Below are 13,343 nucleotides of genomic sequence, written 5' to 3' on the forward strand. Positions count from 1 at the left end.
CGTGGACGAGGACCGTGTCAGCCTGCAAGCAGGCCGATTCTTTATCCAAGCCGATTGATCGAAATGTTGGTCCGGGAAAGCGCTTCAATACCTACAATAATTTCATAGACAATATGATTGAATGGATTCCGCCTCCGGTTGCCGACCCGTTGCATCGACCGCCGGTTCCCGCTGCGGACATGGAAGCGGGAACCCGCGGCCGGTCCATCGGGTTGGCATTCCGTCGAAACGCATTGCTGGAGTCGGTTCCATGGAGTTGGCCGGGAAGGTTGCACTGATCACCGGAGCGGGGTCGGGCATTGGCAAGGCGACCGCCATCCTTATGGCCCAGGCCGGGGCGAGTGTCGGCGTCCTGAGCCATACGGAAGAGGAAATCCGCAAGACCGCGGACGAGATCGCCGCCGCGGGTGGCGAAGCATTGCCGCTGACCGCGGATGTCGGGGACGATGCGGCGATGCGAGCTGCGGTCGAGCAGGTGGTGAAGCGGTACGGCCGCCTCGACATCGTCTTCGCCAATGCCGGCATCAACGGGGTGTGGGCTCCCATCGACGACCTGAAGCCGGACGAGTGGGACCGCACCATCAACACCAACCTGCGCGGGACCTACCTGACCCTGCACCATGCCGTGCCCCATCTCAAGGCGGCGGGCGGCGGGGCGGTGATCGTGACGGCATCGATCAACGGGACCAGGGTGTTCAGCAACACCGGCGCGACCGCCTACTCCTGCACGAAAGCCGCACAGGTGGCGATGGTGAAGATGCTGGCCCTCGAGTTGGCGGCGCATCGGATCCGGGTCAATGCCATCTGCCCCGGCATCATCGATACGGACATCCCCGACAACACGCAGTCCCGGAATCTTGACGGGCTCAGGGTTCCGATCGAGTATCCCGAAGGCAAGGTGCCACTGACCGACGGGAAATCGGGCACCAGTGCCGACGTTGCCGAACTTGCCCTGTTCCTGGCCTCCAACCGGTCGAAGCACATCACCGGAACGCCGGTGTGGATCGACGGGGCGGAATCCCTGATGGTCGGCTGACGGCACGAACCAGGTCTGCAGGCACGATGGCGGAAAGGAAGACCATGGACGCCAAGGTACGAAACAACACCGCGCACAGCCGCTACGAGTTGACCGTCGACGATGCGACGGCGGTGGCCGTCTATGAGATCCGGGACGGGGCGATCGCCTTCACGCATACGGAGGTGCCCCGCAGCCTGTCAGGACAGGGAGTCGGATCGGCATTGGCCCGCGGCGCGCTCGACGATGCGCGTGCCGCGGGCAAGAAGGTCGTTCCGCTCTGCTCCTTCATTGCCGCCTACATCGAGCGTCATCCCGAGTATAAGGACCTTACCTGACGGACGGCGGCGAACCGGTGGACTGCAGATGGGTATGCCCTTCGACCTCCAGCGGTTCGTGACCGCACAGGAGCCGGTGTACGAGACGGCCCTCGCCGAGCTGCGGGCGGGACGGAAGCGAAGCCACTGGATGTGGTTCGTCTTTCCGCAGTTGCGCGGCCTGGGGCGTTCGGCCACCGCCACCCTCTACGGCATCGGCTCGATCGCGGAGGCGGAGGCCTACCTGCGGCATCCGGTGCTTGGAAGCAGGCTTGAACAGGCCACCTGCGCCGTGCTCGGCCTCCGGCAGGGCTCCCCCCACGCGATCTTCGGCTCCCCCGACGACATGAAGTTCCACTCGTCGATGACCCTGTTCGCGCTGGCTGCCGGCGACGGGGCTTCTCCTTACCGTGACGCGCTTGCCCGTTGGTGGGGCGGACGCATGGACGACGCGACGCTGGCGCTGCTCCGCCAAGGTGCTCGGAGCTGAACCTCAGAACCGGGATGCCTCGGCGGCGGGACAGGCAAGGAGATCGGGGCGGAACGCTCCCGCCGTCACCCACCCCTCGAAAGCCTGGGGAGCCAGCGGGCGCGAGAACAGGTAGCCCTGGCCGAAGTCGCAGCCGTGCTGGCGCAGCCAGTCGAAGACTTCCCGGGTTTCCACGCCTTCGGCAACGACCTGGTAGCCGAGCTCGTGGGCCATCTCGATCGTCGAACGCACCATGATCTGGTCGCTGCGCTCGCTGGCGAGCGAGCGGATGAAGCGCTGGTCGATCTTCACCGCAGTCGCGGGAATGTCCTTCAGGTAGGACAGCGCGCTCTGCCCGGTGCCGAAGTCATCGATCTCGACTTCGATGCCCAGGCTGCCAAGCTTGCCCAACTGACGATCGACCTCGGCGCGATCGGTCATCAGCGCACTCTCCGTGACCTCGAAATCGATCCAGTCAGCCTGTACGCCATGGCGCCGCAGCATGGCCTCGACCCGCTCGGCGAAGTCGCTGGCGGCAAGGTCCAGCATCGAGATGTTGATGGACACCGGCAGGTCGATGCCGCGATGGCGCCACTGCGCCACCTGGACCAGCACCGTGTCGATCACCCATTCCGTCAAGGACCGCACCAGAGCGGTGCGCTCCGCCAGGGGAACGAACTCCCCCGGCGAGATCGGCCCGAGTTCAGGATGGGTCCAGCGCAGAAGCGCCTCCGCACCGACGCAGGCATGCGTCCGCAGGTCCACCTTGGGCTGGAACACGACGTGGAGTTGCCCGCCGCTGTTGGCGCCGATGGCGTCGGTCAGGCTGCGGAGCAGGCTGAAGGCCCGAAGAGAGGCCCGGTCGCGGGCTGCGTCATAGGCGCACCAGGGCTTCTGCTCTTCCAGGGACTGGTACGCCGCGCTGGTGGCGGCCCGCAGCAATTCGACGCTCCCGGTTCCATCCCCGGGGTTGTCGACGATGCCGATGCCGCCCGATGTTCCGATCGGAACGCCGTCATAGTGAAACGGATGCCTGATCCCGACACCCAGCCGGTCGAGCATCCCGGCAGGCTCCGCCGCCCTGGTCAGGATGCAGGCGAAGCGGGCGGGTGACAGGTGATAGAGCTTGGTGTTGGCAGGCAGGCAATCGGCTATCCGGCGTGCTGCATCGATCTCGAACGCATCGGCACACACCTGACCCAGCACCCGCGTCAGTTCGGCGTATTGATGGGAAGCGGCGGCATCGACCACCACGATGGTCACGGGAGGTGCCGAATCCGCGGTCCGCTCCCTGCCGGCGCGATCACCGAGCAGGGCATCGAGATCGGCAAGGAACCGGAAGCGGTTGGACAGCGACGTGACGGGATGCAGGTAACCGACCGCACGGCGGGCCTCGATATGCGCCATGACCATGGCCGACAGGTCGCGTAGCGCCTCCTCCTCCTCGGGAGACAGTGGCGGACGCGGCTCGTTGTCGATCACGCAGATGGTGCCAAGCGCCATTCCATCGGCCGTGCGCAGCGGCGCGCCAGCGTAGAAGCGGATGTGAGGATCGCCGGTTACCAGAGGATTGGTGGCGAAGCGCGGATCGACCCGCGCGTCTCCGACCACGAACAGCGCGTCGGACTCCAGGGCGTGATGGCAGAAGGCATGCTCACGCGGCGTCTCCTGCACAGCCAACCCGATCCGCGACTTGAACCACTGGCGGTCATGGTCGATCAGCGAAATCAGCGCGATCGGCACCTTCAGCAGCTTGGCGGCGAGCCGGGTGATCCGATCGAACGCCGCCTCCGCCGGAGTGTCGAGCAATTCGTACCGCTGCAGGGCGGCAAGGCGGTCTCGTTCGCCAGGCGGAATCGGCGGGAACGGCTGCAAAGGCGTGGTCACGGACATTGATCCTTGCACGGACAGGGGCAGGTTCGGCAGCGACGTGCTGCGCGGCGCATGGGGTCCCGCCCGTGGCCGGCCGGGTCGGAGATCAGCGCTGCCGGCTTTCGATTGCCGCGAGTGCCGTGACGGTAAGCTGAGCCAGCACCATGCGATCGACCATGCTGAAGCTGCGGGGCGTGCTGTCGATCACGCAAACCGATCCAAGCGCCCGCCGGTCGCGGTTGATGATCGGCGCACCCGCATAGAAGCGGATGTAGGGAGGCCCCGACACCAGCGGGTTCTCCTTGAACCGGGCGTCGCTCACGGCATCCTCGACCACCATGGGCAGGCTGTGCTGGATGGTGAAATGGCAGAAGGCGATATCGCGCGGCGTCTCCTGAACCGCCAGCCCGCGCCGGGCCTTGAACCATTGCCGGTCGGCGTCCAGCAACGACACGAGTGCGATCGGCACACGGAAATGGTCGCAGGCCCAGGACACGAGATTCTCGAAGGCCGGCTCCTGCGCCGTATCGAGCAACCCCAGGCCTCGCAGGGCATCGAGACGGGCGGCTTCATCATTGATCGGGTCCCGCCCCCAGGCCGGGGGAGCGGATGGATCGCCTCCGTCCAAGCTCGCGCCGATTTCGGTGATCTCCTTCAATATGGGCACAGGCACAACTCCGCGAACTCATGCGAAAAGGGCAGGGTGGGTGCCGCCTCAAACCTGACATGCCGGGACCGGAAGGTTTGGGAACGACGTATCGGACCGCAGCGGCCTCGACAATATACCCTCCAAACATGAAAAATAGGTTGCGTGAGCAAGAGTGCCGTTCCCCGGTATTGGATGGCTCCGTCGCACTTTCTACGCAATGGATACGGATTGGATCTATCGGATCGGCGAGATTTTGCTCTTGTGAGCAGGATATGTCAGGAGCAGGTGAATTCTACAGCAAAAGATGCGTGAGATATACTGGTCTATCCATCGCCTTTTCAAGTAATGCGGATGGTTCGGTGAACGAACCGGCTTGCCGGCAGAGCGCCCCCGGCATTTGCCTTGACACCTGCGATCGATGGATTTCTTGGCGAGGTTGCGGGCGCCAGGAGCAGGCCGCAATTGCACGTCGTGGATAGGATGACGGTTGTGCTGACGAACACATCGCGCGCTACCCGCACGCCACATATGCGACGTCGCATTAAAAATGACTCTAATTTCCATAACGGCACTTACGCGCTTTTCTGATGTAAGCGCAAAGCTAAAATGTCAGTCCAGTGCAACATAGAACTGTCAGTCTCCGGTCAGGTTCGCGACGGCTGGGAGGCTGGCGATGGGCCGGATCACGATAGTGAACGGGACTTGCAGCGTGTTGAGGTTCTCGGCGAGGTGCTGAGCGGTCGCCGCGGGATCGGATCGGCGGCTTGGTGATGACGGGCGGGAGCGGGCGCTGGAACTTGTCCGCAGCCGCTGTGGCGATTTCGGCCCGCCCCTGTCGGCGGAACTGCTGCGGGACAAGCATGAGCTGGCGGTTTCGCGCGAGACGTTGCGCCAGTGGATGGCGGCGGCGGGCCTTTGGCTGTCGCGCCGGCAGTTCCACCCTCCCCCGCTGCGGCGCGAACGGTTCGGCGAGTTGATCCAGATCGACGGCAGCGAGCACCGCTGGCTCAAGGATCGCGCCAAACCTCTTAAAACTGCCAGAATCATATCGATACCAACGGATATCTACTCCGCGGATCACGCCCGTAGCTGAGTGAGGAAGAAGGCCACGCGATCCTGCAGCCCGTCGGACTGGGCCAACAACGCTTCGGTGGCGCAGCCCACCTCTGCCGTCGCCCTGCCTGCTGCATCCGCCGCTATCGTCACCTGCCCAATCGTCTGCGACACTGCTCGCGTTCCATCGGCTGCCTGTAGCACGTGCCGCGTGATGCTGGCCGTCGCTGTCGACTGCTCCTCCACCGCCGCTGCGATTGATGCCGAGATCACATTCACCTCCTTTATGATCTCGGCGATCGTCTGAATTGCCTCGGCCGCCCGCACTGTCTCGCCTTGGATCGCCTTGATCTGGCTGGCGATCTCCTCCGTCGCCCGCGCCGTCTGGCTGGCCAGGCTCTTTACCTCGCTCGCCACCACTGCGAAGCCTTTGCCAGCTTCGCCGGCCCGGCTCGCCTCGATCGTCGCGTTCAACGCAAGCAGGTTGGTCTGACGGGCGATCGCCTGGATCATGTCGACCACCGTACCGACCTTGCCCGCCGCCTCGCGCAGGCCCGCCACTCCCTCGTTGGTCTGCTGCGCCATCGCGGCCGCACGGCCGGTTACGCCGGATGATTGCAGCACCTGCAGGCTAATCTCCCGGATCGACATCGACAGCTCCTCTGCCGCGGCCGCTACCGCCTGTACGTTGGCGCTGGCTTGGCCTGCCGCCCGGTCAGCGGAGCCAGACTGCTCGCTGACCTGACCGGCCGCACCGGCGAGCTTCAGGGCGGCGCCGCTCATCCGTCCGACCTCGCCGGCCACCAGTTCGACCACGCTGCCGACATCGGCGGCGAAGCGGTCGGCCATCTCCGACAACGCGCCGCGCTTGTCGGCCTCGGCCCTGCGGCCAGCCTCCTGCTTCTCCTCCTCTAAGCGGCGCACCGCCAGGGCGTGCTCGCGGAACAGGCGGACCGCCTGGGTTATCCGACCGATCTCGTCGCGCCGGGGTGCAGTATCGATCGCGACCTCTAGCCGCCCGGCCTCCAGCGCCTGCATAGCTTTGATCAGGCGCCCCAAGGGTCCGGTGATCTGCATGCGGACCAGCAGCAGAGCGGCTGCGGTGGCCAGGATCAGGCCGGCAACCGATACCAGCAGCAACGTCAGCAGGGTGGCGTCGTAGTCGGATTGGGAGGCGGCGGCCTTAGCTGTCAGGTTCTCCTGCCGGCCGATCACCACGCCACGCAACGCCTCGTCAACCCGGGCGAAAGCGGTGGAGGCGTCCGTCAGCAGCTTATAGGCGTCGCGGCTTTGGTAGGTCATCAGGGCGTCGCGCACCTTGTCGATCAGGGCAATGTAGCCGCCGAGCTCGGCCTCGATCACCTGATAGCTTGCGGCGTCCACGGCGGCGAAGAAGCTACTGTTGTCCTGGAGCTGCTGTGCGAGCACGTGCAGGCTGGCTTCCGCCTCCCGGTTCAGGCGCTTGATCTCTTCAGGCTCCTCGGAGGCGTAGTAGGCCAGGATGGTGCGGTGGGTGCGGCTCATCGCCTCTGCCATCTGCATGGTGAGGAACAGACCGCGGGCGTCGGTGCCGACGATCGACTGGGTGCGCTGGTTCAAGGTCTCCAGCGCGTTGATTGCGCGTACTGTGATGCCCACGCTGAACAACGCCAGAAGGCCCAGCGACAGCAGAATCTTCGCCGATAGGCTGATGTTCGTGAGCCAGCGCATCGCACGCTCCATTGTTGCGGATTGATATCTCAAAGTACAGACGGCGGCGCCAGGAGGCATTATCAAGACAAACAAACGGGGGAAATGCGAAGCTTCCACCCAAATAAAATAACAATTTAAGGATACTCGAAAACCAATGCTATTTTAAAAATGGCATGCCCCATCGAGTTTTTTTCACTTTTCGATTGTACCTTGCGGAGATCATTGATCAGGCATTATTTGATCACAATTACCGGCTCCATTGTCGATGTCAAATCATATCGCGAAGGGTTTTTATGTGAAAATGTTATGAGCCAGCGCCCACCGGACACAGGCTACAGAAGGAGCGAAACGGATGATCAATCTACGGCAGATCGAGGCTTTCCGGGCTATCATGCTAACTGGCGGCATCACCTCAGCGGCGGAGTTGATGAACGTCTCTCAGCCGGCAGTGAGCCGTCTGATTAGCGACCTGCAGCATGCCTTGAAGCTAAAACTGTTCGAACGGCGCGGTCCGCGGGTCACCCCGACCAGCGAGGCGATGTCCCTGTTCCGGGTCGTCGACCGGTCCTTCGTCGGGCTCGACCTGATCGAACAGACCGCCCGCGATCTCACCGCCCGGCGCACCGGCACGCTGCGCATTGCCTCCATGCCGGCATTGGGTGCCGGCTTCCTTCCCCGCTATCTGGCCAGCTTCCTGGCGGAAAGGCCGCTGGTCGACATCAATTTGCGCGGTAGTACCTCGCCCACCATCTTGGAATGGGTGGCGACGGGGCAATGCGAACTCGGCTTCGCCAACGCCACCACCAATCACATCGCCGTGACCGTCAAGAGGATCCCGGGCGGCCTGCCGTCCGTCGCGATCCTTCCGCCCGACCACCCGCTAACCGCCAAGCAGGTGCTGGTTCCCGGCGATTTCGCTGGGGAGCGTTTCATTTCCAACACGACGGGGACGCTGTTCCGCCACCGCGTCGATGCTGTCTTCGCGGCTCATGAGGTGTCCCGGATCATGTATGCGGAGGTGCAACTGACCATGACCAACTGTGCCATGGTCGCCGCTGGCTATGGGGTCTCGATCGTCGATCCCTTTTCCGCTTACGAGTATGCCCATCACGGTCTGGTCGTTCGACCCTTTGCGCCGCGCGTTGATTTCGACGTCACCATCTTACATTCCGCCCAGAACCCGTTATCGATGATCGCGGAAGAGTTTCTGGCTGGATTCCTGGAGCAAACCAAGCGCTTCCGCGCCGAGATCGGCGACCCGGACGAGACGGCGAAGCGGTTGGGAATCTTCGATTATAATATCGGTGGATAATGATGTGCCGGAATTCGATTTGACCCTTATGTGATGGTGCTGCCAACCTTTGCCGGCGTCAGACAAGACGAGGGACGTTGTCCACAAGAAGGCGCATCGACCAACGGACAGGGATGATCAGGAGATTCGGCAATGAAATCAGTGGCTCACAGCCTCTTGGTGACAACAGCCCTGTGGTGCAGCGCGGCGGCGGCCCAGGATAGAACGATCTATGTCGCGGCCTATGGCGCGTCCTTTGAGCATACAATGCGCAAGGAGGTTATCCCGCCGTTCGAGAAGGCAACCGGCGTCAAGGTCGAGTATGTCGCCGGCAACTCTGCCGATACGCTGGCTAAACTCCAGGCACAAAAGGGCAACCAGCAGATCGACGTCGCTTTCCTTGACGACGGGCCGATGTATCAGGCGGTGGCACTGGGATTCTGCGCCGACCTGCAAAAGGCGCCAGTCTACGATCAACTCTACGATCTGGCGCAGATACCGTCGGGCAAAGCGGTGAATTTCGGCCTGACTGGCACCGGCCTTACCTACAACAAGGCGTGGTTCGCGGAGAACAACATTCCGGCCCCAAGCTCTTGGAAGGACATCGAAAATCCGGTATTCCGCAAGAAGCTGGTGATGACGCCGATCAAGGGCACCTACGGCATGCATGCTCTCGTCATGACAGCGCGGTTGAACGGCGGTGGGGAAAAGAACATCGACCCTGGATTCAGGGTCTTCAAGGAAAAGATCAACCCGAACGTATTGGCTTACGAACCCTCTCACGGCAAGATCAGCGAGATGTTCCAGAGCAATCAGGCGGTGATCGCTGTCTGGGGCTCGGGACGCGCCAAGGCGCTGACCGACACCGGCTTCCCGGCTGGCTTCGTATATCCCAAGGAGGGCGGAGTGGCGCTCGGATCCGCCGCCTGCCCGATCGCAGGCAGCCGGCACGCCAAGGAGGCGCAAGCCTTCATCCAATACGTGCTAAGTCCGGATGCGCAGAAAGCGCTGGCGATCGGTGCCGGCTTCGGTCCGGTTAACAAAACGGTCAAGCTGGATGAGAAAGAGCGGGTGGGCCTGCCCTACGGCTCCGACGAGATCGACAAGCTGGTGGTGATGGATTGGGCCACCATCAACGAAAACCGCGAAGCCTGGAACAAGCGCTGGTCTCGCGAGATCGAGCGCTGATGGTTGGAATCCCCCCTTTCCCACGCCAGGAAGGGATCCCGGCCGTCGACTCATAAACCTGTGCACCAGATCCAAGTGACGACGCCTTGGAACTGTTTGACTTGGCCAAAGAAACATTCGATAAAGCTCCGCTGCCGGTAGACCAAAATCGAAAAGGCGAAGGTTATTTCGCGTTTTGACTTGGGTCGGATGTTGGCGAAAGCTTTCCAGGCAGTGGCTTTCGTCTGTAGCGCGTTGCTATCGTAGCCCGTCTCCGCCAATAGGATATCTCCTTTGCCACCCCCTCGGCCGAGGCGTTCACTTCGGTGCAGCCTGCGACCTGACCGCCTGTCAAACGGAGGGCGATGGGACCCTTGGGCGTCGACGAGCGGGTAGATCTTGCTGGTCAGCCCGTCGCGCGAGCGTCTCAAGCGGCCATTGTCCAGATCCCCATTGTTGCCGTGGTGGCGGGTTGATGCACGCGCGCATCGGTGGGTCGATTATGACAATGTCCCCTGAGCCAGGGGAACCGCGTCGAGAAGCCGATCCCATACCCGGCTCGGCCGGCGAAAAAAGCAGTTGTAGCAGGTCGTTGAAGGAACATGACGCTCCGGGATTTCCGCCCATGGTGCGCCTGTTCGGAAACGCCAGACAATGCCGTTGAGCACCCGACGGTCATCCACACGCGGCACCTCATGGGGCTTTTTGGGCAAGAGCGGCGACGGGATCGACCATTCGCAGCCGGCCAATTCGTAGCGACTGAGCGTCGTGTCAGTCTCCCTCTTTTGAAAGCCTTGAATCATGCCGCCGCTCAAACCCCAAGCCTTGAATGAGTTTACAGCCTAGGTCCGGAGAAGTGAGTATGCCGTATCTGATTCTCGACCAGTTAACGAAACGGTTCGCTAGCTGGACCGCCGTGGACGCCCTGTCTCTGACGGTGGAAAAGGGGGAGTTGATCTCACTGCTGGGGCCGTCCGGCTGCGGCAAGACGACGACCCTGCAGATGATCGCCGGGTTCCTCGACCCGACTGTCGGTCGCATCGTCCTCGACGGCCAGGATCTGCTGGCGAGGAAGCCGAACAAGCGCGGCCTGGGCGTCGTGTTCCAGAGCTATGCCCTGTTCCCGCACATGACCGTCGCCGAGAACGTCGCCTTCGGGCTTGAGATGCGCGGCACCAACCGGGCTGATCGCGACCGCATGGTCGCCGACGCGTTGCGTCTGGTCGGGCTGGAACAGCATGGCGACCGCCATCCCCGCCGCATGTCCGGTGGCCAGCAGCAGCGCGTGGCGTTGGCCCGCGCCCTGGTGATCCGGCCGAACCTGTTGCTGCTCGACGAGCCGCTGTCGAACCTCGACGCCAAGATGCGCGAGGAGATGCAGATCGAGCTGCGCCGCATCCAGCGTGTGATCGGCACCACCATGATCCTGGTCACCCACGACCAGTCGGAGGCGATGGCGCTGTCCGACCGCGTGGTGGTGATGAACAAGGGCCGCATCCAGCAGGTCGCCTCCCCGCAGGACGCCTACGACCGCCCGGCCAACGCCTTCGTCGCCAACTTCCTCGGCCGCACCAACCTGCTGCCGGGAACCGTGTACGGCGCCAGCATTGCCGTTGCCGACACCCATTGGCCGGTCAGCGGGGAGGTTCCGCCGGGACCGGGGGCGCTGGCCGTCCGCCCGGAGAAGATCGGTTTCGTCGATGTTGGCGGCCTAAGCGGTACCGTGATGGCTCGCGTCTTCCAGGGCACCCAGTGGCTGTTCGAGGTGGAAACCGCTGCGGGCCGCCTGATGGTGATCCGTCAGCATGACGGCAGCATACTGCCGAAAGAGTCCGAACGGGTAATGGTCGGCTGGCGGCCGGAGGACATGGCGGTGATGCCCGCGCGGGAGGCGGCATGAAGGGCAAGATGACCGTGACTTCCCCGGCCCACGTCGCCTCGAACAAAACCACCGTCGTCGGCGCGGAACAGGCCAAAGGCGGGACCAGGGGGGCGAAGCCGTCCCCGGCATCCCCGCCGATCCGTCCCAGCCGGCAATGGTCGTGGATCCCCTACCTCCTCAGCCTCCCCGGCATCGCGGTCTGCGCGGCGTTCCTGCTGGTGCCGCTGGCGGCAACGGCACTTCTGTCGCTCAACAGCTTCAGCTTCTACGGCGGCATCGCCGACGTATGGAAGCTGGACAACTACATAGACACGCTGACCGACAGCTATTTCCATGAGATTTTCCTGCGCACTTTCCGCATCGCGGCCCTGGTCACTCTGTCCTGCGCCGCGCTGGGCACCCCGCAGGCTTACATCCTGCGCCGCATGGGAGCGCCCTGGCGCAGCCTGTGCCTGCTGATCGTGCTGGGGCCGCTGCTGATCTCGGTGGTGTCGCGCACGCTGGGTTGGGCGCTGCTGCTGGGGCCGACCGGGCTGGTGAATCAGGGGTTGCTGGCGCTGGGTTTGGTGTCGCAGCCGGTGGAATTCATGTACACGGAAACCGGCGTCGTCATCGCGCTGGTCCATGTCCTGGTGCCTTTCATGGTGCTATCGGTCTGGGCCTCGCTCCAACGCCTCGACCCGCAGGTCGAGAATGCCGCGCTGTCGCTCGGCGCCAGTCCAACCACCGTCCTGCGCCGCATCGTGTTCCCCCAAATCATGCCAGGCATCCTGTCGGGTTCGATCATCGTTTTCGCGCTGGCGGCCAGCGCTTTCGCCACCCCGGCCATCATCGGGGGGCGGCGGCTGAAGGTAGCGGCGACGCTGACTTACGACGAATTCCTCAACACACTGAACTGGCCGCTGGGAGCTGCGGTGGCGATGCTTCTGTTGGTCGCCAACATCGTGATTATCGTCGGCTGCAACCGTTTGGTCGAACGGCGCTACAAGCAGGTGTTTGAATGAACCGCAACGGTCCCCTGGCGCTGATCTTCACCGCGCTGTTCCTCATGTTCCTGCTTGCGCCGCTGCTGGTAGTCTGCGCAGTCGCTTTCACGTCGCAGGGCTATCTGTCGCTGCCGACCGAAGGACTGTCGCTGCGCTGGTTCCGCGCCATCGGCGACAACCCGGAATTCGTCCGCGCCTTCAAGGACAGCTTGCTGCTGGGCACGGTGTCGTCGACCTTCGCGGTCCTGGTGGCGGTACCAGCGGCCCTTGCCATCGCACGCCACCGGTTCTTCGGGCGCGAGGCGATGCAGGCGCTGTTCCTGTCGCCGCTGATGGTGCCGCACATCGTGCTCGGCATCGCCTTCCTGCGCTTCTTCACCATGATCGGCTTGGGCGGCACCTTCGCCGGGCTGGTGCTGAGCCATGTCATCATCATCCTGCCCTTCGCGCTGCGGCTGATCCTGGCGGCATCGACCGGCATGGACCGGGCGGTGGAGAATGCCGCCGCCTCTCTCGGCGCCTCGTCCTGGACCTGCTTCCGCCGGGTGACGCTGCCGCTGATCCTGCCCGGCGTCGCCAGCGGCTGGGTGCTTGCCTTCATCAACAGCTTCGACGAGGTGACGATGACCGTCTTCATCGCATCACCGGAGACCACCACCCTGCCCGTCCGCCTGTTCCTCTACATCCAGGACAACATCGATCCGCTGGTCGCCGCGGTGTCGACGGTACTGATCTTCCTGACGGTGGCCGCCATGCTGGTGCTCGACCGCCTCTATGGCCTGGAACGGCTTCTGGTCGGGCGCGGAAGAGAGTAGGCCGCGCTGGCGGTTCGGCCAGGGCGCGCATCGATAAGGATTGATTGCCAGGCAGGCAGGTTTTCCGGCGCCACCCCACGGGCGAATGCGACCAACCGAGCCTTGCCTTCCGACAGACGTGGACTGGAGTAGTAG

Annotated in this window: 12 protein-coding genes; 8 read left to right on the forward strand and 4 right to left on the reverse strand. The window is 63.5% G+C overall.

Annotated features, from left to right (window positions below):
* Positions 1–250 precede the first annotated feature (250 nt).
* Genes J2850_RS16715 through J2850_RS16725 form a run of 3 tightly spaced genes read left to right on the forward strand, consistent with a single transcriptional unit; the run spans position 251 to position 1,822 of the window.
* Complete coding sequence (locus tag J2850_RS16715; protein WP_209983667.1) at positions 251–1,036, forward strand: SDR family oxidoreductase; 786 nt, start codon at positions 251–253, stop codon at positions 1,034–1,036.
* A 44-nt stretch (positions 1,037–1,080) separates the two neighbouring features.
* Entirely contained in the window at positions 1,081–1,353 is a 273-nt protein-coding gene (locus J2850_RS16720; RefSeq protein WP_209983668.1) for a GNAT family N-acetyltransferase, read from the forward strand.
* A gap of 28 nt (positions 1,354–1,381) precedes the next feature.
* The gene (locus tag J2850_RS16725) at positions 1,382–1,822 is read left to right on the forward strand and encodes a DUF1810 domain-containing protein (protein ID WP_209983669.1); all 441 of its coding nucleotides are present in this window, start codon (positions 1,382–1,384) and stop codon (positions 1,820–1,822) included.
* Between the two features lie 3 nt (positions 1,823–1,825).
* Here J2850_RS16725 and J2850_RS16730 read toward each other — a convergent pair whose 3' ends face one another.
* The 3 genes from J2850_RS16730 to J2850_RS16740 form a co-directional block, all read right to left on the reverse strand.
* Positions 1,826–3,694 carry a putative bifunctional diguanylate cyclase/phosphodiesterase gene (locus J2850_RS16730; protein ID WP_209983670.1) on the reverse strand — a complete coding sequence of 623 codons (1,869 nt, stop codon included), beginning with the start codon at positions 3,692–3,694 and terminating at the stop codon, positions 1,826–1,828.
* Between the two features lie 85 nt (positions 3,695–3,779).
* Positions 3,780–4,340, reverse strand: a complete 561-nt coding sequence (locus tag J2850_RS31790) for a GAF domain-containing protein (RefSeq protein WP_307354447.1) — start codon at positions 4,338–4,340, stop codon at positions 3,780–3,782.
* Positions 4,341–5,399: 1,059 nt separating this feature from the next.
* Positions 5,400–7,085 (reverse strand): methyl-accepting chemotaxis protein, encoded by a 1,686-nt coding sequence (locus tag J2850_RS16740; RefSeq protein WP_209983671.1) that lies wholly within the window; start codon positions 7,083–7,085, stop codon positions 5,400–5,402.
* A gap of 334 nt (positions 7,086–7,419) precedes the next feature.
* Here J2850_RS16740 and J2850_RS16745 point away from each other — a divergent pair, with 334 nt between their 5' ends.
* Positions 7,420–8,379 (forward strand): LysR substrate-binding domain-containing protein, encoded by a 960-nt coding sequence (locus J2850_RS16745; protein WP_209983672.1) that lies wholly within the window; start codon positions 7,420–7,422, stop codon positions 8,377–8,379.
* A 132-nt stretch (positions 8,380–8,511) separates the two neighbouring features.
* Complete coding sequence (locus J2850_RS16750) at positions 8,512–9,546, forward strand: ABC transporter substrate-binding protein (RefSeq protein ID WP_209983673.1); 1,035 nt, start codon at positions 8,512–8,514, stop codon at positions 9,544–9,546.
* Positions 9,547–10,025: 479 nt separating this feature from the next.
* Here J2850_RS16750 and J2850_RS32325 read toward each other — a convergent pair whose 3' ends face one another.
* On the reverse strand, positions 10,026–10,328 hold the full coding sequence (locus J2850_RS32325) for a transposase (RefSeq protein WP_370878944.1): 303 nt from the start codon (positions 10,326–10,328) through the stop codon (positions 10,026–10,028).
* Between the two features lie 59 nt (positions 10,329–10,387).
* Here J2850_RS32325 and J2850_RS16760 point away from each other — a divergent pair, with 59 nt between their 5' ends.
* The 3 genes from J2850_RS16760 to J2850_RS16770 are packed head-to-tail and all read left to right on the forward strand — an operon-like array spanning position 10,388 to position 13,208.
* On the forward strand, positions 10,388–11,425 hold the full coding sequence (locus J2850_RS16760) for an ABC transporter ATP-binding protein (RefSeq protein WP_209983675.1): 1,038 nt from the start codon (positions 10,388–10,390) through the stop codon (positions 11,423–11,425).
* Positions 11,422–12,411: an ABC transporter permease gene (locus J2850_RS16765; RefSeq protein ID WP_246513143.1), complete on the forward strand. Its 990-nt coding sequence runs from the start codon at positions 11,422–11,424 to the stop codon at positions 12,409–12,411. The genes J2850_RS16760 and J2850_RS16765 overlap by 4 nt, the downstream gene beginning before the upstream one ends.
* Positions 12,408–13,208, forward strand: a complete 801-nt coding sequence (locus tag J2850_RS16770) for an ABC transporter permease (RefSeq protein ID WP_209983676.1) — start codon at positions 12,408–12,410, stop codon at positions 13,206–13,208. Before J2850_RS16765 ends, J2850_RS16770 begins: the two co-directional genes overlap by 4 nt.
* The last annotated feature ends 135 nt before the right edge of the window (positions 13,209–13,343 follow it).

The sequence above is a fragment of the Azospirillum picis genome (assembly GCF_017876115.1).
GTDB classification, from domain to species: Bacteria; Pseudomonadota; Alphaproteobacteria; order Azospirillales; family Azospirillaceae; genus Azospirillum; species Azospirillum picis.

What these genes read in the sequence shown, in the direction of transcription:
- J2850_RS16715 (WP_209983667.1), top strand. Translation starts at nt 251, where the DNA reads ATGGAGTTGGCCGGGAAGGTTGCACTGATCACCGGAGCGGGGTCGGGC.
- J2850_RS16720 (WP_209983668.1), top strand. Translation starts at nt 1,081, where the DNA reads ATGGACGCCAAGGTACGAAACAACACCGCGCACAGCCGCTACGAGTTG.
- J2850_RS16725 (WP_209983669.1), top strand. Translation starts at nt 1,382, where the DNA reads ATGGGTATGCCCTTCGACCTCCAGCGGTTCGTGACCGCACAGGAGCCG.
- J2850_RS16730 (WP_209983670.1), bottom strand. Translation starts at nt 3,694, where the DNA reads ATGTCCGTGACCACGCCTTTGCAGCCGTTCCCGCCGATTCCGCCTGGC.
- J2850_RS16740 (WP_209983671.1), bottom strand. Translation starts at nt 7,085, where the DNA reads ATGCGCTGGCTCACGAACATCAGCCTATCGGCGAAGATTCTGCTGTCG.
- J2850_RS16745 (WP_209983672.1), top strand. Translation starts at nt 7,420, where the DNA reads ATGATCAATCTACGGCAGATCGAGGCTTTCCGGGCTATCATGCTAACT.
- J2850_RS16750 (WP_209983673.1), top strand. Translation starts at nt 8,512, where the DNA reads ATGAAATCAGTGGCTCACAGCCTCTTGGTGACAACAGCCCTGTGGTGC.
- J2850_RS32325 (WP_370878944.1), bottom strand. Translation starts at nt 10,328, where the DNA reads ATGATTCAAGGCTTTCAAAAGAGGGAGACTGACACGACGCTCAGTCGC.
- J2850_RS16760 (WP_209983675.1), top strand. Translation starts at nt 10,388, where the DNA reads ATGCCGTATCTGATTCTCGACCAGTTAACGAAACGGTTCGCTAGCTGG.
- J2850_RS16765 (WP_246513143.1), top strand. Translation starts at nt 11,422, where the DNA reads ATGAAGGGCAAGATGACCGTGACTTCCCCGGCCCACGTCGCCTCGAAC.
- J2850_RS16770 (WP_209983676.1), top strand. Translation starts at nt 12,408, where the DNA reads ATGAACCGCAACGGTCCCCTGGCGCTGATCTTCACCGCGCTGTTCCTC.